Below are 19,595 nucleotides of genomic sequence, written 5' to 3'. Positions count from 1 at the left end.
ATAACTCAGCCTGCGAGAAAAACGCGAATTGTGGAAGGGTTGAAACGGGGGGCAGACCTCTGCCCACCCGTTGGGAGGATGCCTCAGTAACCGGCGGCTTCCATTTCTTCGGCTGTGAAAGCTTGCGCTTTGGCAAGTGCTTCCTCAACCGTTTGCTGTCCGGCATATACCGCCGAGAACTCCTGGCTCACCTGTGTGGCGATGCCTGCGAATTCCGGGATTGCGGCGAACTGGATGCCAACGTACGGGACGGGTTTCACCGTCGGGCTGTTCGGATCAGCTGACAGGATTGAGTCCAGTGTCATCTTGGCGAACGGAACCTTTTGGTATTCCGGATTCTCGTACAGAGACGTACGCGCACCCGGGGGAACGTTTGCCCATCCTTCGCTTTCGGCCACTAGCTCAATGTAGTCCTTTGAGGTCGCCCATTCGATGAATTGCTTGGCAGCATCTTCTTGCTGTGTGCCAGCAGGAATAGCCAGTGCCCACGCCCAAAGCCAGTTGGACCTCTTGCCCAATCCGGTGTCAGGTGCCAGCGCAAATCCTACGTGATCCGCGACTGTAGAGTCGTCAGGGTTGGTCACGAAAGACGCCGCAACTGTCGCGTCGATCCACATGCCGCATTTGCCCTGCTGGAACAGCGACAGGTTTTCGTTAAACCCATTGGTGGCATAGCCGGCAGGACCGGATTCGTTCATCATTGCAACGTAGAAATTCAGTGTATCTGCCCACTCGGGCTGATCGAACTGAGGCTTCCATTCTTCGTCGAACCAGCGGGCACCGAATGAATTGGACATCGCAGTGATAAAGGCTCCGCCTTCACCCCAACCGGCTTTGCCGCGAAGGCAGATGCCGTTGATCTCGGCGTCGCGGTCGGTCATCGCGGCGGCGGCTTCTTTGATGAACTGCCAGGTCGGCGCATCAGGCATTTCCATGCCCGCCTTTTCCATAAGGTCAGTGCGGTACATGATCATCGAGCTTTCACCATAGAACGGCGCCGCGAAAAGCGTTCCGTCATGGCTCAACCCACCTGCCATCGCTGGCAGAATGTCACCAACGTCGTATTCTTCGGACAGGCCATCCAGCGGTACCAGCCAGCCATTCGCGCCCCAGATCGGCGTCTCATACATGCCGATTGTCATGATGTCGAACGTACCGCCCTTGGTCGTGATGTCGGTAGTTACGCGCTGACGCAGCACGTTTTCTTCCAACGTCACCCATTCGACGTCAATGCCGGTCGCCTCGGTGAATTTATCGGTATAGCCTTGCATCCGGATCATATCGCCGTTGTTCACGGTCGCTATTGTTAAGGTATCCGCATGAGCTGCTGCCGTCGCGACGAGTGTCATTGCAGTCGCCGCACGAAGTGCGTTTCTCAAATACATCCCTGTCCTCCCTGAGCTTGGATGTCGTACAGAGAACGTAATGCAAAAATTGTCGCGCCGTCAATGAAAACTTTACGCGCGTTAAATTTTAGGATTACGCGGAATCCCTCAAAACCAGCCTTGCAGGGAACAACGTTTCCGACCGTGTTTCAAATTTCCCTCCACTTTCAATGAGTTCGAACAGAGTTTCGACGCTACGCCCGGCAACGTTGTCATAATCATGCGCAGCCGTGGTCAGAGAGGGACACGTAAATTTCGCGAAGGGATGATCGTCATTTGAAGCCAGACGCAGCGCGCAATCTTCCCGTCGACCGACTCGAATCCCTTGTTCGTAGCAAGCCGCCAGAAAACCGATTGCCAGCCGGTCATTGCTGCACAGGACCGAGTTTGTTCGCAGCTCATTTTCCGCCAGAACTTTCAGCGCGCCCTTGTGACCGATCTCTTCAAACGCCCAGCCCTTACCGTCGACTCTGATGATATGCGGCTCGAACCCGAGACGCTCCATGACTTCAACATAGGCTTTTCGGCGTTTATTGGCGTTCGGGTTTGCAGGCGTTCGCATTTCGAAGAATGACGGGGGCTCGCCCGTCCGGATCATGTATTCCACGGTTTGCGACACAAAGCTGAAATTGTCCGACCCGATAAACGCGGCACCCAGACCATCAAGGTTACTGTCGAACAAAACAGTCGGCACATTCGCGCAGAATCTCTCGATCACTGATTGGTCTGAGGTCCGTCCCAATGGCGCCAACAAAACCCCGGCAGGCTTCATGGATTGCAGCCCGTCCAGAATGTCGTTTTCCAGTTTTTGTTCACCATGAGAGCTAAAGAGGGACGGACGATACCCCGCCGCGATACAGCTTTGTTCCAAATAGCGCGCGATTTCAGCAAAGAACGGATCAGCCAGATAGGGCACCACGATGCCGATATTCTTGGTTAGCTTCCGGTTCTGGTTCACCGCATAAATATTGGGGCGATAGTCGAACCGCTCCAGCGCCTCTTCGATACGGGCCCGCGTTGTCGGGCGAACGCTGTCGGGATCGTGAAAGTACTTGGATACCGTAGGCCGCGAGATGCCACTGAGGGCTGCGAACTCTTCCATATTCTTTATTTTGGTCATGTCAGTCTGCCTGCGGATCTGAGCCGCCTTGATCTTATCATATTTTTACATATTCTTTGCGCGCGCTAAAAAATCAATAGCCATGCAAGGTCCGGGCGTTTCTGCGGGCAAGGGGATTGAATGTTTCTCGGGATTGATATCGGAACGTCAGCGGTCAAACTTGTCTGTGCGGATACCGATCGAATTCTTGCAACGTCTTCAATAGACATAAAGACTTCCTCGCCGCAGCCTGGTTGGTCAGAGCAGCACCCGGATATTTGGTGGCAGGCGACACGCGATGCATTGAGCCAACTTGCAAAACAAGTCACGCTGTCTGAGGTGCAGGCCATCGGGTTGTCCGGTCAGATGCATGGGGCCGTTTTGCTGGATCGCGATCTGCGCCCGATCCGCCCGGCGATCCTGTGGAATGACAGCAGAGCGGTACGTGAATGCGATGAACTGCGCGAAGCCCAGCCGCAGATTGGTCATATCTCTGGCGTCCTCCCTTTGCCGGGTTTCACGGCACCCAAAATCGCCTGGTTGAAACAACATGAGCCGGCACACTATGCCCGACTTGCTCATATCCTGCTGCCCAAGGATTACATCGGGTTATGCCTGCATGGAGAGTTGGCAACCGACACGTCCGATGCAGCCGGTACAATGTGGCTCGATCAGGCATCGCGAAAATGGCATGTCGGAGTTGCCGAAGCCACAGATGTCGCGCCCGATTGGCTGCCGCAGGTTTTCGACGGTCACGTCGTCGTCGGAACCGTGACGGCGCAAGCCGCAGCTGAAACCGGGCTGAAACCCGGCGTGCCCGTCGTTGCCGGAGGCGGAGACGCAGCAACAGGGGCGGTATCTCTGGGCGCCACCGAACCGGGACGTGGGTTCATTTCTCTGGGGACGTCCGGCCAGTTGTTCGTGGCGGACCGTCGGTTCAAGCCCAATCCTGAACGCTATGTGCATGCGTTTGCGCACACATTGCCCGACCGTTGGTATCAAATGGCCGCTATGCTGAACGGCGCAAGGCCGATTTCGTGGATTGGTGGTCAATTGGAGCTGTCCGCTGCCGAAGTTGTTGCGCTTGCTGAAACTGTCAGCGGTGATCGCGGGCCGATTTTCCTGCCGTATTTGACGGGTGAACGCAGCCCCCTCGGGGATCCGCATATTCGTGCCTGTTTCTTTGGTCTTGAGGATTCGACAACGCGCGCGGATCTCTGTCGTTCCGTGGTCGAGGCAATTGCTTTTTGTTTTGCTGATGCCACGCAGAGCTTCGGAGACACTGTAGAAAATCTACCGGAACTAGCGGCCATCGGCGGCGGTAGTCAATCGGACCTCTTGTTGGGCCTGATTGCATCGGTGACAGGAAAGCCGGTGATACGCTCAGTAGGATCGGATTCTGGCCCCGCCTATGGCGCAGCCCTTTTGGCCGCCTGTGGAGTTGGTACCTTTGGTATTGCCGATCTGGCGGTTCAGCCCGAAACAAAAGACAGGTTTGAACCAGTTGATCTCGGAGCGCTGCACGACAGGCTAAATTTGTTTCGCCGACTTTACAATGCGGTGAGTGCGGTCGACTGACCTCGGTACAATCCCTGACATTTGTCGTGTGAATCAGTTTTTCGTTTTTTAGGATAAACACCGGTTGTGTCGCAAGATTTTCGATAGACCAGAGTCAGCGTTATGGTAGACGCAGTTATTCTGCGATCTCAGCAAACATCCGAAAGACAGAGGTTGTATCACTAGAGGGTTATTTCTTCTGGATGATGTTGGCTACCACAATGCCATCCAGTGAGGCTGAAGCCGATCTCAAAGAATTGAACCCACACATGTGCCGTACACGTCGTTTGATGAATCTGTGATCCTGTTCGATCATGGTGTTAGAATTTTTGGACCTGATTGTAGCAGATCAGCGCAGCAAGTTCGGCATTGAGCCGGAATCCCATCCGCACTTTACATCCGCCTTTTGTCCATAACACAGAGGTAGGCTTCAAATTCGAGCAGAAACAAGTCGGCGCTTCGTCTGCGGGCACTACCCGGTTCTACAATTTTCGAAGAGAGAAGTTTTTGCTGCGAATTAAGCCGTCATTGAAGTCATACCCGAAATTCTGGACATCGCGGATGTATATCTCGCCAACTGCTTCACTGCTTTCAGCAGAATAGTATTCTCGGTAGTCGCGTCTCTTAGATTTTTTTCGGTGCCGGAAGAACATACGCCTACTGCCAATCTCTCTAAGCACTTCGCTGAGGTCTTTCTCAAATGTCTCAAAGCGACCGAGGAAGTCCAATGGCATATCTCCATTGTCATTTACGAGAAAACTAGATTGCGGCTTGAAGTACGGTATGTTGAGGTAATGTAACGGCTCTTCAACAAACGAACCCAAAAAGCTCTCAAACGTGGCGTGATTCACCACCAAGTCCAATTCCTTACGCCGTACGATAATATAGTGATAGGCGGATACCAATCGGTCCCAGGGGTTTCGAACAAAACTAAATTTGAAGTAGTTCTGCGCTTCCAGCCCCAATTGATCGAGATGTACAAACACAGACGCGTGTTTGTTTACCGTGGGACAAGGCTCTTGTTTAGTCAGACTTCCAAACTTCGGACGACGCATGATAGTGGAGATCGTTGATCCTCCGGTTTTTGGAATATGAACAAAGGCGGTCTTTAGCGTGGGATAGATTGGCACCGACGTTCTGCGCCTCCTTGCCGAGAACAGGTAGGGCGCAAGTGCGTCGAAAAACTCGCGCAACCTGCGCTAGCCCGATGCTACACTCCGGCGGCAAGTAAGAAAAGCGCATTATCATGATATCATGATGTGTTCTTCTATTTGGCCGTCCTTTCTCAACGGGCATCAATACTGCGCTGATACTACAAAGCTCAAAGCGAAGCCACGAATACCGAAAATAATACCGCTGGGACTCAAAATCTGTAGTTCAATGAAAAAGAGAGTGTGGCCACACCCAAATCTTTAAATTCACGTTCAAAATCCGAGTATTCAGAATACACCAACTCAGCGCCGAGCGTGACCTTCTCGCGGATGAAACGTTCATAACCAAGACCAACGAAATAACCCCTACCCTCGCCGGGGTTAATATCGCCACTAGCGTGTGTGTCGAGTTCTGCATAGCCGGCGCTGGCATAGTACATGTTCAACCCACTGTCGAAGCCGCTGCGCGCACCAAAACGAGTGTACGAACCAAGTTCGAAACCAGGGTCAATGTCCAGTTCCGTCCGGGTGTATTGCAAGAAATATCCGACAATAACCTTGCCAAAATCGTAGTCCCAACCAAATTTCGCACCGTAAATCGGTCCACTCGAGTCTTCCACATCAGGAGCATAGCCAAGCTCTAAACCGACGGAAAAACCGGTCCAGTCGACCCCCGCAGCAGATACTACAGCTGGCTTTTTGAACTGCGTTACTGCACCGATATTATTGTTTTTGTCTGCCAGCGAGGTCGCCGGGCACATCCCAGCAACGACCATGGCGACGACGTAGATGCGCATTGTCATGCTGATCAGACCCATAGCAACTTCAATGAGTCCCTACCTTATCGCAGATGCCTCGCTTTGTTCTAGGCATAGAATCCGAAACCACAGTTATGCTACGAATGCTGTGACAAGGCGGCAATGATCTTGAAATGCGGGAGACCTGGGTGCGGTTCTGTCGCGAAGTTTCTTGCTAATCTCTTGATGGTTTCCATCTCAAAATCCTGCCAGACGAGAGATCAGTGGATGTCCATTCTATCAGAACTCATTCATCCGCTGGTGGCTCGACCGTCAATGGCAAAGGGTTTACAACGGATCAGCTCTTTCGAAAAATTTTGAACGCGATGCGTTATTTCAGTGACCGGATCGTACTTATGCAGCCAGTTCAACGAATTGATTGAAAGGACAGATTCCTGGCATGAGCTGTCCCTTACGGATCATGTTTGGCACTTCGATGCCTACTAATGTCGAAGCGGCAAAGGCTAGTGATTTGACACCGAGGATTAGCCGAGTTTGCCATTTGATGAAACAGTGGCCCTGCTCGATGATGTTGTTCAAGTACTTTCGCCTCACCATCTCGATTGGTATCGGGCAGCCGAAGCTGCTCAGCATTTTGTTGATTGCCTTCAGGCCCGTAGTATTGGAGGCGCTTTTGGCGATAACAATCGACCGTGGCAACTCATTAACTTCCAGCATCCGGGCGAAGAACTTCGTGGCGCCCGGTTTATTGCGGGCCGAAACCCACAAGCATGCAGCACCAATTCTGCGTTGTGATACTGAAGCTATATTACATGAACTAAGCTGAAGTGGCTTTTATTCTAGAGTCCTATCTTTGCTACACCTTGCCAAAGCAGCGACATTGCCCTGTTCAATCAAATGCAGGTTTTTGCGATCTTGTTGGGATCCCAAAACCACCAGGCGATCTCGAGAAGTTCTGAAATTTCAGGAGGTTAAAACCGCATTCGAATGACCTTTTTCGGGCTTCCAGCGACAACTGCAAAGTCTGATATCTTTCCGCGAACCACTGCTCTTGCAGCAACGATTGCACCACATCTGAGTTCTGCACCGGGCATCAACACAGCTTCTCTGCCTATCCAGCCATCGTGACCAATTTTGGTGTCTCGACCCCTTGGCAATGAAGCCCGGTAGCCGCCTATCCGGTCACGGTCAAAGACGGCGAACGGAAATGTTGAGATACCGGCCATTGGGTGATTGGCTGTCGCGGTTATGAATTGCACACCCTGAGCAATTTGACAGGAGCGGCCGATACTCAACCTCTCAGGCGCTCCTAGAAACAGATAGGGCGCTAGGGTTTCAACATAATCGTCCGGCAGACTGCGATCATTTTAGTATGTCCAGTCGCCGATTTTGATATTAGGGTGATCTATGACCTCCGACAAAAACACTGTCGCAGGATCATTGAGTGCCATCCGGAAACACAAGCGGGTTCCGGGATCTTGGATCTGTGAGTTTTACACGCATATCATCAGGCATCAGTTTGTTCCACCGCTGGAGTTTTGGGGCCTTGTTGGGTACATAGGGTGCTAGAGGAAAGCGTCATCTCCGTTGACAACTAATTTGAAGGGCGCTCGCAAATCGCTACCGACACCGATAACATGTCGCCTGCTGAGATGCTGTTTGCCGGGATACAATTGACCCGACCCTTGTTGCGTTACATAAAAACACGCGTAGAAGCGGGCCTGGATGGCACAGGCGTTAGTGTCGGAGAACGTGCCATTCTCGAGGTTTTGCTATCGGCGCAACAAGCAACGGCGCCTGAATTAACTCAAATCATGCAGGTGAAGCGCCAACTGGTTGGGCGACTCCTTAAAGATCTTGTTGACGAAAACTCTTGAAAGTCTTTCCAAACCCTCAGTACCGGACTTTGAACTTCCATCGCCTCACAAAAGAGAGTAAAGCGGCAATCGAAGGGATACGCGCGACCTAGATGACTCGTATGACGCAGTTTGTTGAGCGTTTCACAGATGAGGAAATCCGCGCCTACTTCGAAGTTCAGAGCACGTTCAACGACGTCATGGTATCGGGCAGTGGTGAAACCGACGCTTCAGATTGATCTGATCCAACAGACGCCGGGACTAAGTATCTGGCCAAGGAGAATTCTCCCGTGGCAGTTCTCAGATTAGATGTCGGACAAAACTCAAATGAAGTTGCTATGAAATGTTATCGCTGGGAGTGTTTATGTTCGCAGCAATGGAACTCGTCAATTTCGTTCCATCTTTCGAACAAAGTCCCACAGGGTTCACTGGGTTTCCCCCGTCGCCATATATCTCCGTCACGCAGCTAAAATTGAGGCATTTGGTCCGGCGCGAGTTGCTTTCGTCATTTCCTACCACATGCGCAGAGATAGAGGGGGATGTGCCAATCAGCTTCCTATCCTGCTCAAACCGCCCAATTCAAGGCTTGAAACTACTTTGCTTTGCAGCAGAAACGAGAGCAGAATCCAGGGTCAATGGCCCACGTAATAGGCCCAATGGCAGCATCCAACGACCATCTCCGACTCTACGGTGCGGGCCTTCAGGCCGGGCTTTCGCTGCAATCGCAAAATTGGATACCCGGCAAACTGGCAGTTTGCTGGGACTGCTACCTTCATGGAATCTGAACTCCAACGCAGAGATTCCAAGAATCACGAGCTTTTCTCATTAGCACCGCCGTTTGGGACACTTAGCCAGAGGCTTCGTGCTGGGCAAATGCATCCAAAAATTCAGGGTGCCAGCGGGACAGGGCCGGGCGATTATTTGTGATGTCTCCCAACGCCCATTCTACGCGTTTGACGTCGCGCTCCGCAGAGACATCGTTATCCGGACAAAGGATGTAAAAATCTCCTACCGACATACGCCGCACAAGGTATTCGACCGCCTGTTCGCTGGTCCAGGCGCTATCAGGCTTCTCGGGCATGAACCGTTGTATCATACCGGTATAGGTAAATCCCTGCACGAAGAGGTGGGCGGAGATGGATGCACCTGCTTCACGCAAGTCATGGGCCAGCATCTCTGTCATCACCTTAACCGCAGCTTTGCTGACATTGTATGCAGGGTTACCGGGTGGTGTGGTGATCCCCTGCTTTGAACCGGTGTGATGACGACAGCAGGGCGGTTTGCCGCTGTCATCCGCGGCAGGAAGGCATGGGTGCCGTTCATGACTCCGAAAAGGTTCACCTCCAGCAGTTTGCGCCAGTTCTCCGAATTCTCCCAACTGCCGGATGGAATTGCGATCCCGGCATTGTTCATCAGGACTGCAACCTCACCAAGCCCAAAGACCTGATCTGCCGTATCGCGCATGGCGGTTGCGTCACTGACATCGGTTGGTATTGCCGCCACGCTAACAGACACCCCTGATATCGCATTCAGGTCCGCAGCAGCGTTTTCCAGCGCCTCGCCGGGTAGATCAACTAGCACAACGCCCAGCCCGTCTTCCATGAACTTCTGAGCTGCTGCCTTTCCAACACCGCTTGCGGCGCCGGTAACAACGGCCAAACCACTTTGTTCAATCGCTCTTCTATACATCATCTGAAACTCCTGCAGTGCTGGGCGTGGTTACGGTCCCATAAAGCCCTTAATGCCGTTTATGAACATCGCATCGTCCTGGGCCTTTCGTCTATCAAGAAGCGTTTCAGCATCCGGACCAGCTCGGAAACGCAGGCGATTTCCCGTTTCGTTGACTGCCTTCCAAATTACTTCGGCCACGGCTTCGGGTGCGGATGGGTTTGAGGTCAGTTCACCAAACCGGCGACCCATGGCTTCGGCCGTCGGCGTATAGTCCTTAAGGCTGTCGTCGATAGCAAAATCAAACGAACTGCCTCCGAAGTTTGTATTGACCACGCCCGGTTCGACAATACGAACACAGATGCCGAGCGGGAACGCGATCTACCCCCCCCGATGGATGAGATATTGACAATAGTGCCCGTGCGGTTTGCGCGCATATGAGGCAAAACGGTTTTTGTGACTTCCAAAAGGCCGATTACATTGGTGTCGAACTGTCGCCGGATGCGGTCCATCGGGAATGCCTCAAGCGGGCCGTAGGCACCGTAGCCCGCGTTGTTGAGAAGGACATCGATCTTACCAAATCGGTCAATGCTTTCTGCAACAGATGAAGCAATTGACCCCGCATCTGTTACGTCGAGCCGCGTCAGGTGAACATTGTCGAGCTTGCCAAGTTCGACGCTGCCAGAAGGATCGCGCATTGTGGCGACCACATTCCAACTGTTTGCCTGAAATTGTCTGGCGGTTGCCGCCCCGATGCCAGACGAGGCACCAGTGATCAGAATTGTAATCATGTCATAGCCCTCTTCGACTTGATCGAAGCACAATACTTTAAAAGAACGTGTTAATCTTTTAGAATTATCTATTTTTCTTGCACAATCCTCCACAAACTTTAGTTTTTTGATATACCTGAATATCCAACTGTGGTATCCGTCGCCACATGGCAAAGGCAACGATCAGCGAGACGTTATTGTCACATGTGGCCTCAATCCTGGACGCCGCTGGTGTGAAGCGGGGCTCAATGCACGACGAGCACTCCAACACACACTTGTTGCGGCATGAGGTGACAACCAATCTGGATGCAACAGTCTATCGCCCGCTTTTTTGCCTGATCCTGCAAGGCGCGAAGGAAGTTGGAACCAGCGCTAAACTACTCAAAGTGTGTGCCGGTCAATCCCTGATCGTGAGCCATGCCTTGCCGGTTGTTTCCCGGATTACGGAAGCATCGCCTGATCGGCCTTATATCGCGCTGGTCTTCCCGCTAGACCTTGATCAGCTGCGGTCTTTGGCACCCGCCGTAATTCCAACCTTTGATAGAGCTGCGTCAGACCCGTTTTCCATTTTCCGACGCGACATGGATGAAGGCCTGGAAGATGCACTGTTGCGATACTTTGTGCAGTGCAAAGCAAAGAACACGCGTCATTTGTTGGCCCCGATCACGGCCCGCGAGATCCATGCCCGACTGTTAATCGGACGTCACGCTGAGGTCCTCCTAAGGCTTCTTTGGCACGACAGCGCAGCCAGTCGTATTCAAGAGGCGACCCGTGATATTCAAAGCAACCTGTCGGAGACAATTGTAGTCGGCGATCTGGCACAGCGTATCGGTATGAGTAACTCCGTTTTTTTTGAACAGTTCAAAGCAATAACCGGGACGTCGCCTTTACAATACCAGAAAGACTTGCGTTTGCTTCGGGCGCGGGATGCGCTTCGGACTACAAAGACGAAAGTATCAGTGATCGCATTGCGGGTTGGGTATGAAAGTTCGGCACAGTTTTCCCGGGAATACTCTCGCAAATTTGGCAAGTCGCCGCGTCAAGATCGCAACAAAGCTCCTGTAAAGTAATAGCAACATGTTACAGATCCGTCCCAAAGCCGACCTTCATGGTCATCGCTAGTACTGTGGTGCCGCTTCGTCAAATTGGTCACTCACCGCACGTCTGAGAGTGGCATCTCTATGGATGGCCGCAACGCGCAATGGAGCCTTTCAGGATATTTCCTCAACAACAGACAAAAAAATCAGTGCTTGGATTAATCATAGGGAAAAGGCCGAAACACAGCTAGAAGAAATTAACTCGGATAGAATTTCTCAAGAGGCGAAGAACACGCCTGAAGCGGAAAGGTCTGTTGATTTGATACCGACAATAGCCTTTGTGGCCATTGGAGCAGTCGTTCTTGTGGGATTGCTGTTCGCGCCGTTTTCACGAACCGCGATTTGGCGCGCCACTGTTACCCCACTCGCCTCAATCATCGGGAGTGGTTTTCTGGTTTCCGCCCCTCTGCTTGCCCGGGAGTTCGGGGGCTTTGCTGCGCTTGCGATGGCGCTGTTAATTCTTGTGGCAATGCTGATTGGATGGACAATTCGCTACAACATCAGAGTTGTCGAACCACAATTGGCAGCTGACAAGGATCATGTTCTGCATTCGATTGAGCAACTCAGTCATATTGTTCTCGCATTTGCCTACTTCATTTCCGTTTCCTATTACCTTGCCCTTCTCGGGCACTTTGTCCTACAGGGCGCAAATATCGACCGGCCAGAGTTAGCAAAACCCATCGCGATAAGTCTTTTGATAGTGATTGGGCTATTAGGTTGGAGCGGTGGAGCGCAAAAAGTTGCCCGCGTTGAACGCTATGCGACAGCTTTAAATCTATCAGTGATAGCTGGTTTTCTTGCGGCTCTTGCGGTTTTTGCATTCGGGAAGATCGTCGGGCCGGGCGACTTTCTGTCAGCTGCTGGCAAATTCGAGCTTAAGTCACTTCCTGTTCTTCTCGGGTTGCTGATTGTTGTGCAGGGATTTGAAACGACAAGGTTCATGGGCGAGGAATTTGATGCGCAGACCAGAATTAAGGCGATGTGGAATGCGCAATTGCTCTCCGGGATTATTTACATTTTCTTCTTCATACTCCTTTCGCCGCTGCTGATAGATCTGTCTCAGGGAGAGGGAGTTGCTGCTGTTATATCTGTCTCGGCTTTGGTCGCGGGCATACTGCCGATTTCTTTGACAATTGCTGCGACAGCCAGCCAATTTAGCGCATCTGTTGCAGACAGTATTGGGGATGCCGGCCTGATCGGCGAGATCACTCATGATCGCGTAAACCCCAACCACGCCTATGGTTTAATTGCGCTGGTTGGAATCGGCATTCTGTGGTCGACTGATGTTGACCAGGTGATTGCCTTGGCAAGCCGTGCCTTTGCCTTGTTTTATGCCCTTCAATGCCTGGTCGCATTTGAAGCTGCACGTAAGCGTAAGGGTGACGAGAAAAAAGCCGCTGCCTTTTTGGCGCTAAGTGTTGTTTCCGGAGCGGTTTTTATTTTTGGGGTTCCTGCTGGTTGAATAGGATTGCACCAAGGAATGGAAAACCGAACGCTTTCAACACTCGGTTATGTCCGAACGAAGCCGACTTCGCCTCCTCGCTTAGATCAACTGAAGTGGCGTTAATGGTTCGCAGACCCTGGAAATTTGACCCGATAGCGCCCAGAACACCATTTGAGGTGACGGCTAGGTCCAGAACGCCTAACCTATGAAAGAAATTGTTCTTGTTTCCAAATTCATGGGGTCGATTCAAAAGCTGAATTCAAAAAGCGCCATATTCCATTGAGGCAAACGCAATAAAGGAGAGGGAAATGACCACTGAAGATCAACTTTGGGCAACAGAAGAGCGGCTATGGTTAAACGGTTTCGATTCCGCACATTCAGAAATGTCTGAAGATGCAATGATGATCTTCCCGTACCCGGCGAAAATACAACGCGGCACGACTGGTGCACAAGGAACGGCAGGATGGCGGACGGTTCGAATGAGCGACCGACATTTCAATCTCAAAGGTGAGATAGCTGTTCTGGCATATCGGGTTTCAGCCGAGCGTCCTGACGCTCCGATTTACCACGCACTATGTGCGTCGACCTATTTGAACGATGCAGATGTTTGGAAGCTCGTGTCACATCAGCAAACACCAGTCTACGATGAGGCGTCAGCGCAGCCCGAGCTTTGATAGATCGATACAAAGGATATTGATTACCCACCCTTGAGTGGCCCATTTTGACAACTAGTGAATGATTGACCTCTGGTCTATCTGGACGATGGTTTCCGGAACCGGAGGGCGGTAGCCCAGAGCACTGCGCGGTCGTTTGGTGTTGTAGGGTTCCTCCATTATTCGATCAGGAATTGGACTTCGCTTAGGCTGTAGAAATTCTCACCATTCTAAAACTCATCCCCGAACCGGGTATTGAAGCTTTTGCAGTACCCGTTTTCCCAAGGTGTTCTTTGTTCGATGCAAGCCCTTTATTGCACCCACGGCCTCGTTCGCACCCGGTATGGCCGAGGGGAGCTTTTGCGTTAGCTTTTTAGTCTGCATTGAGAGCGGGTGATACTTGGGTTCACGCGACGGCTTTGAAAGCCTGTCGATGAACTCGATCTCACCTCTGACACCTCGTTGCTTGTAATAGAGCTGGCCGTGTTTGATGGTTCGGATGGTCTCAATCCTGCTCAAGGTCGCCTTTGCCGATCGCAAAGATCGGAAGCTTTGCCGGAAGCCCAGGAGACGCTTAAGCGCAGCGTGTTCGTTTTTGTTCCTGTTGTTTCGCCACTTTCTGTCGATTTGTCGGATGCTTTCAAAATGTGGGTCACATCAGTGATTGAACTTACGCATGTCGCGCCGATAGGTAATCTGCGTTTGTTACATTGTGGTTTCTGCGACTTTTGCATTCATGATGACGTCGTCTTTCGACGATGCGGTATCCGGCATCCCGGCCTCTCAGCTCCGAGGGCTGGGGGTCAGGCTGAAATTTGGAAAATTTTGGACGGACCCACGCGAGCCGTGTGGGAAGAACCGAGATTTTCGCGATTTCTGCTTGAGGCACATGAGTAAGATAGGCTTGAACCGGACCAAGGGTACGGCTTTTTCTTCGAGCCTTACCCATGGACCGGATCAGATACGAGAGATTTTTGGCCCCCTGACGCTCGGCGAATACAAACACCTCAGACCGCAAGGCCGTCTGCTATCGCATAGTTTAATGTCGGGTCGGGGTGAGTGCGCTATGACGCGTCGACCCCCTGCCCTGTCAAATGATCAACGTGGGCCGCACGGGTCTCAACACACCATTGGTAGGACATCGTCAGCGGTTAGCTGCGTTGAATTTTTTCAAATCGAGAAAAATCAAAAGATCATAACATTTAGTGTCACGTGACTCTATATCACAATATGATTGCGTTTAAGCAAGAGTGCCAATTGGGAAACGATGTGAGGTTTGACCCAGCTGGTAGATTGGAGATAGATCCTCATATGGCTCACCAACCAATCTTGTGGACGTTCCGTCGCTGCCCGTACGCGATAAGGGCCCGCCTCGCATTGGCGAGTTCTCGAGTTACAGTCGAGCTGCGCGAAATTCTCTTACGGAATAAACCAGAGGCCTTCTTACAAACATCCCAATCCGGAACAGTGCCCACGCTTCGACTTCCAGACAAAGTTATTGATGAAAGCTTGGAAATCATGGTTTGGGCGCTCCAACAAAATGATCCTCAACGGCTTTTGAACATGCCTCAAGAAGGTTGGGGCCTGATTACGGTAAATGATGGTCCATTCAAGGCGGCTTTAGATCACGCAAAATACACCACGCGGTATCCGGATTTAGACGCCAAACAGGAACGCAGGAAAGCAGCAGGCTACTTACTCAGCCTCGACGAGCGGTTAGTCGGGCAGGCCTGGCTTTTCGGAGATCACCCCACCGTTGCCGATCTGGCGATTCTACCATTTGTTCGCCAGTTTGCGTATATAGACCGGGCGTGGTTTGGTGCACAGGATTGGCCGAATTTAACGGCGTGGCTGGATCATTTCCTGGACAGTGAAGTATTTTTGCTCGTGATGAATAAATACGCAACTTGGTCAGAAGGCGATGCTCCGATTTTGTTCAACGGTTGAGCCCAAAACGTCGTATCACAGCCCAACCCGGACATTGACCACGTCATTTCATCACTGCGGTTTCAACCCGCTTAATTGCCATTCGCCGCGAGTGCGAATTCTGGACATACTCCGACTCTATGTACTTGTGACATTTCTACTGCTTGCTGCGACGGCTAAGGTGCCCGGATGCTGTTAATGGACAAAGCAGAGCTTTCGAAGCTCGCGCCTCCAGGACGCAACGTCAACGCCCACCTGCTCGTTTCTCAACCCGCGTTTGATCAAAGCGGCCAGATGCTCGGCATCCGCCGACGTCAAACCCCAGCGGACAAGCTCTGGTGTGCCGATCCGTAGACCATTCATATCCCCCTCAACCGGCGCCAACGGCAAGCCGATTCCACAAGCAAGAAACCCGTTTTGGCGCAGAATCCTCGAGGCAGCTTGCCCGCCGCCAAAGGGCTCTGCCAGGACTGCAAATTGGTGAGAATTGGTGAGCCCTTGGGCACCCGAAAAAACAGGCACATCTTGCGCATCCAGCGCGACAGCCAAGGCTTGCGACATGGCGATCATCTCTTTCGCATAGGCCGCACCAAAGTCTTTCCAATCCAGCATCGTGACGGCCAATGCTGCAGTTTTTGCTGCGTCGAAATTGGCGGTCATGCCGGGAAAGGCAATCGCATCCAAGGCTTGTGCGATTGCGGGATCATTGGACACGATCAGCCCGCCCGCGGGTCCGCCAAGGCTCTTGTAGGTGCTCATTGTCATGAAATGCGCGCCCTCGGTCAGAGGGTTTGACCACGCGCGCCCCGCGATAATACCGCATTGATGCGCGGCGTCGAACATGACCTTGGCGCCAACCTCATCCGCGATCGCACGCACCTCAGCCACAGGATGTTCAAACAGGTTCAGACTGCCACCAATTGTGATCAGCTTAGGCGTCTCGGCCAAGGCAAAAGCACGCAACTGCTCTAGATCGACGGTATAGCCATCAGCGTTGACCGGAGCTTCGATAGTGCGTAGCCCATAGAGCCCCGCACAGCCAGCAACATGATGCGTGACATGGCCTCCGATCGAAGCGGGGGGAGCGATGATCGTGTCCCCTGGTTTACAGGTCGCCATGAAGCCATAGTGGTTGGCAATCGCGCCAGAAGGCACACGCACCTCTGCATATTTGGCGTCGAAGACATCCGCGCAGAGCTGGGCGGCGATCACTTCGATTTCCTCAATCGCCTCCAGCCCCATTTCGTATTTGTCGCCGGGATAGCCCAAAGACGGGCGTGATCCGATACCTGAGGACAAAAGCGCCTCGGCCTTGGGGTTCATCACGTTGGTTGCGGGGTTGAGGTTGAAGCACTCTTCCTCGTGGATCATGCGGTTCTGTTCGGCCAGTGCTTCGATCCGCGCCAGAAGACCGTCAGATGTGGCAGTTGATGTTTTCCGAGCGATGTCCTGAACCAGTGTTTCGCTTGTGCTTGGCACCCAGTGTCGTTCTGCAAGTGTCATTGGCCGTCCTCCTTTTCAGAATGTTTTGACGGTGGAACCGTGACAGCGCAAATTAGATTTGCTATTTCTTGACGTAGAAAAACTAAGGCTAAGGAAGTGAGTGTTGCACCCAAGCGTCCCAAAGGGCCTCCGTTAAATGCCATGCGCGCCTTTGAGGCCGCGGCGCGACATGTCAGCTTTGTCGCCGCGGCAGAGGAGTTGAACGTCACGCCCGGCGCGATATCGCAGCATATCAAAACACTTGAAAGCTGGGCGGGCACCCCGCTGTTTCGCCGCAATGCGCAGGGCATCGCGTTGACCAAGGCAGGCGCGTCTTTGGAAGCAAGCTTCACCTCCGCCTTCGACGGGCTGGCGGATGCCACGCGCGCGCTGCGCAACCTCAAGCCCAAAGCAGATTTTCATATTGCGGCCCTGCCATCTGTCGCGCAGCTTTGGTTGCCGAAAAGGTTGAGCCGGGTCAGGGTGCATTTTCCCGAAGTCAACTTTTCGGTCACGGCAGTGGAGCATCCGCCTAGCCTGTCACGGGAACTGTTCGACTTGGCGATTTTCATCGGAGATCCTGACGGAACTGACACGCAAATCCCCATTTGTGCCGATGAAATCGTTCCCGTTTGCGCACCAGAACTTTTGGAGCGCAGGGATGCGCTTGATACAATGGTCCTTCTTCACGATCAGACATGGGCCGATGACTGGACCATTTGGTCAGAGGCAACTGGCGTTACTCTGAAAGAATCACGAAACGGCCCGCAGTTTTCGCTCTATAGTTTGGCCGTAGAAGAGGCGAAGGCAGGCGCAGGTGTTTTGATGGGACATCTCTGCTTAATCGAAGATGCTTTGGCCAATAATTCGCTTAGACCGGCAAGCGAACATTCATGCCTCAGTGGCCGTTTTCTTTTTTACCAAATCCCTGATGCCTCCAGACAGAGAACCGAAACCCAACAGGTTTTGTCGCTACTGTCCTAGATTGGCCCATTCCAGACCTTATGCTAGGGCCAATCAATGCGTCTGCGTGTCCCCCGCAATCTTTGCCGGTGCGATGGGACCACTTTCCCCAGCGGCGGTAGCGGCACAGACATTGGCAGAGGCGATGGTCGGCATCGCACTAACTCAACTGGTTCGCCCCGGCTGCCCAGTCGTCTTCGGCAGCTTTCATTCCACGATGAACCTGCGCAGCGGTGCGCTGACTTTCGGGTCCCCCGAAGCGAATATGACGACCATGGCGCTCAGCCAACTAGGGCGCAGGTTAGGTGTTCCCGTGCGCTCTGGCGGAGGGCAGATTACCGCCTCTAATTCGCCCGATGGGCAGGCCATGCAGGACAGTGCCGGCGCGATATGGGCGACGCTTTTGTCTGGCGGGCATCAGGTCTGGCATGCGGCGGGATGGCTCGAAGGTGGGCTGGTGATGTCGTGTGAGAAATTTGTCATGGACCTCGATCATTGCGGTGCAATGCTTAAACTGTTGCAGGGGTTCGAGACCGACGACGAGGCCTTTGGCCGCGACGCCTATCTGGAAACCGAACCGGGTAAAAACTTCCTGTCTACCAGTCACACCCTGCGCCATTACACCTCGGCCAATTTCGAACCACAAATATCCGACGCCGGGCCTTATGCGGCTTGGGTCGAATCCGGTTTCCAAACATCAGAGCAACGGGCTTCAGTTTGCTGGCAGCAGATGCTGGCAGACTACCAACAACCCGAAATGAACACCCGCACCCAAACCGCGCTTGAGGCGTTTGTCTCTGAGCGCAAGGCCGCAATGCCCGACGAATGGTACTAGGAAGGAACATAGATGACCGAAGAACTCAGCCTCACATCTGCGCTCCCTTCCCGCTACACGGCGCTTGGATCCGGCCTAGAAGATTGGAACGGAATGTGTACGGCCTGGAGCTACGATTCCAACCCGAATGATGAACATGAGGCAGTGCGCGGCGCCGATGCACAGGCTGTGCTGGATTCACCTGACTACACGTGATCTGTTGCCTATCACGCCTGGCAAGGCGGCTTGTCTGTGTATTCTGACCGAAGCGGGCGACATCGCGGATGATACCATCGTGTCAAACAATGGCGAAGACGAGTGGATGATCGTTCATGGTTCCGGTGACACGATGGCGCTTTTGGAGGCCTGGGCAAGCCGTCACTACTTCGTCGGAAATGTATGGAACATCATACTTCCTGCAGATGTTTGGGCAACTTTCGTGATACTTTTTTGGCGGCACGATCACGCCACCAGAGGCAAGAACCGATTCGGTGATAAACGCGGCAACATTTTCTGGACCCAGCGTCACAATGGCGTTTTCCAGATCCGAAACTTTCTCTTTCAGAAAGCCCTCTTCGCTTTGACCTGGCGCAAGATAAAGCGGATTCTCGTCTGGCAGGCAATGTGCGAGGTCATCCGCCTTGTCTAGCCAAAGCCTGTCGCGCTCTTTTCCACTGATGCTGGCCGCCAGATAAGTGCTTCCATGATAAGCTTTTTGCCGTGAAATGGTTTTCTTTTTCTCGGGGCGTCCCAAGAGGTTGTTGCGGAAAATGGACAAACCGGATGGCCGTATCAACCGCAGTAGAACCGCCGGTGGTAAAAAAGACATTGTTCAAGTCGCCCGGCGCACGTTTGGCGATTTCGCGTGCGAACCGCGCGGTAGTCGAGTTGGAGTTGTTAAAGGGCGAGAAATAAGCAAGGTTCCGAGCCTGCTCAGCCATGGCCTCTGCAATCTCCTCTCGCCCATAACCG

The 19,595-nt window shown here is 52.7% G+C and carries 22 protein-coding genes and 3 pseudogenes; 11 read left to right on the top strand and 14 right to left on the bottom strand.

Annotated features, from left to right (window positions below; all coding sequences use genetic code 11):
• Positions 1-83: 83 nt before the first annotated feature.
• Positions 84-1,385, bottom strand: coding sequence for a sugar ABC transporter substrate-binding protein (locus tag DK510_RS03520; RefSeq protein ID WP_109310932.1), 1,302 nt, complete (start codon positions 1,383-1,385; stop codon positions 84-86).
• A gap of 94 nt (positions 1,386-1,479) precedes the next feature.
• Positions 1,480-2,505: a LacI family DNA-binding transcriptional regulator gene (locus tag DK510_RS03515; RefSeq protein ID WP_109310931.1), complete on the bottom strand. Its 1,026-nt coding sequence runs from the start codon at positions 2,503-2,505 to the stop codon at positions 1,480-1,482.
• 120 nt (positions 2,506-2,625) lie between these two features.
• Between DK510_RS03515 and xylB the strand changes: the two genes are divergently transcribed.
• Positions 2,626-4,062 carry a xylulokinase gene (gene xylB, locus DK510_RS03510; RefSeq protein ID WP_109310930.1) on the top strand — a complete coding sequence of 479 codons (1,437 nt, stop codon included), beginning with the start codon at positions 2,626-2,628 and terminating at the stop codon, positions 4,060-4,062.
• Positions 4,063-4,231: 169 nt separating this feature from the next.
• Here the strand turns inward: xylB and DK510_RS23585 are convergent, their stop codons facing one another.
• The 4 genes and pseudogenes from DK510_RS23585 to DK510_RS03490 form a co-directional block, all read right to left on the bottom strand.
• Positions 4,232-4,381, bottom strand: coding sequence for a DDE-type integrase/transposase/recombinase (locus DK510_RS23585; protein WP_370246192.1), 150 nt, complete (start codon positions 4,379-4,381; stop codon positions 4,232-4,234).
• A 142-nt stretch (positions 4,382-4,523) separates the two neighbouring features.
• Positions 4,524-5,171: a sulfotransferase family 2 domain-containing protein gene (locus tag DK510_RS03500; RefSeq protein ID WP_160116438.1), complete on the bottom strand. Its 648-nt coding sequence runs from the start codon at positions 5,169-5,171 to the stop codon at positions 4,524-4,526.
• A gap of 233 nt (positions 5,172-5,404) precedes the next feature.
• Positions 5,405-6,010, bottom strand: a complete 606-nt coding sequence (locus DK510_RS03495) for an outer membrane beta-barrel protein (protein WP_109310927.1) — start codon at positions 6,008-6,010, stop codon at positions 5,405-5,407.
• Positions 6,011-6,343: 333 nt separating this feature from the next.
• A pseudogene (locus tag DK510_RS03490) lies at positions 6,344-6,703 on the bottom strand (DDE-type integrase/transposase/recombinase); the annotation flags it as partial.
• A gap of 884 nt (positions 6,704-7,587) precedes the next feature.
• Here DK510_RS03490 and DK510_RS03480 point away from each other — a divergent pair.
• Positions 7,588-7,827 carry a MarR family transcriptional regulator gene (locus tag DK510_RS03480; protein ID WP_109310926.1) on the top strand — a complete coding sequence of 80 codons (240 nt, stop codon included), beginning with the start codon at positions 7,588-7,590 and terminating at the stop codon, positions 7,825-7,827.
• Positions 7,828-7,919: 92 nt separating this feature from the next.
• Positions 7,920-8,045: a hypothetical protein gene (locus tag DK510_RS23460; protein ID WP_255414853.1), complete on the top strand. Its 126-nt coding sequence runs from the start codon at positions 7,920-7,922 to the stop codon at positions 8,043-8,045.
• Between the two features lie 608 nt (positions 8,046-8,653).
• On the opposite strand, the gene DK510_RS23165 is transcribed toward DK510_RS23460, so the two are convergent.
• The 4 genes from DK510_RS23165 to DK510_RS03470 are packed head-to-tail and all read right to left on the bottom strand — an operon-like array spanning position 8,654 to position 10,265.
• Complete coding sequence (locus DK510_RS23165) at positions 8,654-8,989, bottom strand: hypothetical protein (RefSeq protein WP_234998874.1); 336 nt, start codon at positions 8,987-8,989, stop codon at positions 8,654-8,656.
• Positions 8,989-9,498: an SDR family oxidoreductase gene (locus DK510_RS23160; protein ID WP_234998872.1), complete on the bottom strand. Its 510-nt coding sequence runs from the start codon at positions 9,496-9,498 to the stop codon at positions 8,989-8,991. Before DK510_RS23160 ends, DK510_RS23165 begins: the two co-directional genes overlap by 1 nt.
• A gap of 27 nt (positions 9,499-9,525) precedes the next feature.
• On the bottom strand, positions 9,526-9,810 hold the full coding sequence (locus DK510_RS23155) for a hypothetical protein (protein ID WP_234998919.1): 285 nt from the start codon (positions 9,808-9,810) through the stop codon (positions 9,526-9,528).
• Positions 9,702-10,265 (bottom strand): SDR family NAD(P)-dependent oxidoreductase, encoded by a 564-nt coding sequence (locus DK510_RS03470; protein WP_234998871.1) that lies wholly within the window; start codon positions 10,263-10,265, stop codon positions 9,702-9,704. Before DK510_RS03470 ends, DK510_RS23155 begins: the two co-directional genes overlap by 109 nt.
• Positions 10,266-10,411: 146 nt before the next feature.
• Between DK510_RS03470 and DK510_RS03465 the strand changes: the two genes are divergently transcribed.
• From DK510_RS03465 to DK510_RS03455, 3 genes are all read left to right on the top strand, one after another.
• Positions 10,412-11,314, top strand: a complete 903-nt coding sequence (locus tag DK510_RS03465; RefSeq protein WP_109310925.1) for an AraC family transcriptional regulator — start codon at positions 10,412-10,414, stop codon at positions 11,312-11,314.
• A gap of 115 nt (positions 11,315-11,429) precedes the next feature.
• On the top strand, positions 11,430-12,803 hold the full coding sequence (locus DK510_RS03460) for a hypothetical protein (RefSeq protein WP_109310924.1): 1,374 nt from the start codon (positions 11,430-11,432) through the stop codon (positions 12,801-12,803).
• A gap of 290 nt (positions 12,804-13,093) precedes the next feature.
• Positions 13,094-13,459, top strand: coding sequence for a hypothetical protein (locus DK510_RS03455; protein WP_109310923.1), 366 nt, complete (start codon positions 13,094-13,096; stop codon positions 13,457-13,459).
• A gap of 54 nt (positions 13,460-13,513) precedes the next feature.
• Here DK510_RS03455 and DK510_RS23150 read toward each other — a convergent pair.
• Positions 13,514-13,746: pseudogene (locus DK510_RS23150) on the bottom strand (transposase); the annotation flags it as partial.
• The gene (locus DK510_RS23145; RefSeq protein ID WP_255414858.1) at positions 13,676-14,074 is read right to left on the bottom strand and encodes a transposase; all 399 of its coding nucleotides are present in this window, start codon (positions 14,072-14,074) and stop codon (positions 13,676-13,678) included. The gene DK510_RS23145 and the pseudogene DK510_RS23150, both read right to left, overlap by 71 nt.
• 594 nt (positions 14,075-14,668) lie before the next feature.
• Here DK510_RS23145 and DK510_RS03445 point away from each other — a divergent pair.
• Entirely contained in the window at positions 14,669-15,385 is a 717-nt protein-coding gene (locus DK510_RS03445; RefSeq protein WP_370246164.1) for a glutathione S-transferase, read from the top strand.
• A gap of 174 nt (positions 15,386-15,559) precedes the next feature.
• Here the strand turns inward: DK510_RS03445 and glyA are convergent, their stop codons facing one another.
• Entirely contained in the window at positions 15,560-16,867 is a 1,308-nt protein-coding gene (gene glyA, locus DK510_RS03440) for a serine hydroxymethyltransferase (RefSeq protein ID WP_109310922.1), read from the bottom strand.
• 96 nt (positions 16,868-16,963) lie between these two features.
• Here glyA and DK510_RS03435 point away from each other — a divergent pair, with 96 nt between their 5' ends.
• The 4 genes and pseudogenes from DK510_RS03435 to DK510_RS23580 form a co-directional block, all read left to right on the top strand.
• Positions 16,964-17,830, top strand: a complete 867-nt coding sequence (locus DK510_RS03435; RefSeq protein WP_109310921.1) for a LysR family transcriptional regulator — start codon at positions 16,964-16,966, stop codon at positions 17,828-17,830.
• Positions 17,778-18,644, top strand: a complete 867-nt coding sequence (locus DK510_RS03430) for a trimethylamine methyltransferase family protein (RefSeq protein WP_255414851.1) — start codon at positions 17,778-17,780, stop codon at positions 18,642-18,644. The genes DK510_RS03435 and DK510_RS03430 overlap by 53 nt, the downstream gene beginning before the upstream one ends.
• A 12-nt stretch (positions 18,645-18,656) precedes the next feature.
• Complete coding sequence (locus DK510_RS03425) at positions 18,657-18,839, top strand: hypothetical protein (protein WP_109310920.1); 183 nt, start codon at positions 18,657-18,659, stop codon at positions 18,837-18,839.
• Positions 18,772-18,951: pseudogene (locus tag DK510_RS23580) on the top strand (hypothetical protein); the annotation flags it as partial. The gene DK510_RS03425 and the pseudogene DK510_RS23580, both read left to right, overlap by 68 nt.
• Here the strand turns inward: DK510_RS23580 and DK510_RS03415 are convergent.
• Positions 18,922-19,452 carry an aminotransferase class III-fold pyridoxal phosphate-dependent enzyme gene (locus DK510_RS03415; RefSeq protein ID WP_234998869.1) on the bottom strand — a complete coding sequence of 177 codons (531 nt, stop codon included), beginning with the start codon at positions 19,450-19,452 and terminating at the stop codon, positions 18,922-18,924. The pseudogene DK510_RS23580 and the gene DK510_RS03415 overlap by 30 nt on opposite strands.
• Positions 19,453-19,595: the final 143 nt, after the last annotated feature.

The organism is Ruegeria sp. AU67 (genome assembly GCF_900312795.1).
In the GTDB taxonomy this organism is placed as follows: Bacteria; Pseudomonadota; Alphaproteobacteria; order Rhodobacterales; family Rhodobacteraceae; genus Ruegeria; species Ruegeria atlantica.
Note: the sequence above shows the minus strand (reverse complement) of the source record. Positions and strands in the feature narration are given on the sequence as shown.

Excerpts from the sequence above, each read along its gene's own strand:
- DK510_RS03425 (WP_109310920.1), top strand. The coding sequence starts at position 18,657 with ATGACCGAAGAACTCAGCCTCACATCTGCGCTCCCTTCCCGCTACACG.
- DK510_RS03480 (WP_109310926.1), top strand. The coding sequence starts at position 7,588 with ATGTCGCCTGCTGAGATGCTGTTTGCCGGGATACAATTGACCCGACCC.
- glyA (WP_109310922.1), bottom strand. The coding sequence starts at position 16,867 with ATGACACTTGCAGAACGACACTGGGTGCCAAGCACAAGCGAAACACTG.
- DK510_RS03430 (WP_255414851.1), top strand. The coding sequence starts at position 17,778 with ATGCCTCCAGACAGAGAACCGAAACCCAACAGGTTTTGTCGCTACTGT.
- DK510_RS03520 (WP_109310932.1), bottom strand. The coding sequence starts at position 1,385 with ATGTATTTGAGAAACGCACTTCGTGCGGCGACTGCAATGACACTCGTC.
- DK510_RS03470 (WP_234998871.1), bottom strand. The coding sequence starts at position 10,265 with ATGATTACAATTCTGATCACTGGTGCCTCGTCTGGCATCGGGGCGGCA.
- DK510_RS23160 (WP_234998872.1), bottom strand. The coding sequence starts at position 9,498 with ATGATGTATAGAAGAGCGATTGAACAAAGTGGTTTGGCCGTTGTTACC.
- DK510_RS03445 (WP_370246164.1), top strand. The coding sequence starts at position 14,669 with ATGATTGCGTTTAAGCAAGAGTGCCAATTGGGAAACGATGTGAGGTTT.
- DK510_RS03465 (WP_109310925.1), top strand. The coding sequence starts at position 10,412 with ATGGCAAAGGCAACGATCAGCGAGACGTTATTGTCACATGTGGCCTCA.
- DK510_RS03415 (WP_234998869.1), bottom strand. The coding sequence starts at position 19,452 with ATGTCTTTTTTACCACCGGCGGTTCTACTGCGGTTGATACGGCCATCC.
- xylB (WP_109310930.1), top strand. The coding sequence starts at position 2,626 with ATGTTTCTCGGGATTGATATCGGAACGTCAGCGGTCAAACTTGTCTGT.
- DK510_RS03455 (WP_109310923.1), top strand. The coding sequence starts at position 13,094 with ATGACCACTGAAGATCAACTTTGGGCAACAGAAGAGCGGCTATGGTTA.
- DK510_RS03515 (WP_109310931.1), bottom strand. The coding sequence starts at position 2,505 with ATGACCAAAATAAAGAATATGGAAGAGTTCGCAGCCCTCAGTGGCATC.
- DK510_RS23165 (WP_234998874.1), bottom strand. The coding sequence starts at position 8,989 with ATGACAGAGATGCTGGCCCATGACTTGCGTGAAGCAGGTGCATCCATC.
- DK510_RS23460 (WP_255414853.1), top strand. The coding sequence starts at position 7,920 with ATGACTCGTATGACGCAGTTTGTTGAGCGTTTCACAGATGAGGAAATC.
- DK510_RS03460 (WP_109310924.1), top strand. The coding sequence starts at position 11,430 with ATGGCCGCAACGCGCAATGGAGCCTTTCAGGATATTTCCTCAACAACA.
- DK510_RS03495 (WP_109310927.1), bottom strand. The coding sequence starts at position 6,010 with ATGGGTCTGATCAGCATGACAATGCGCATCTACGTCGTCGCCATGGTC.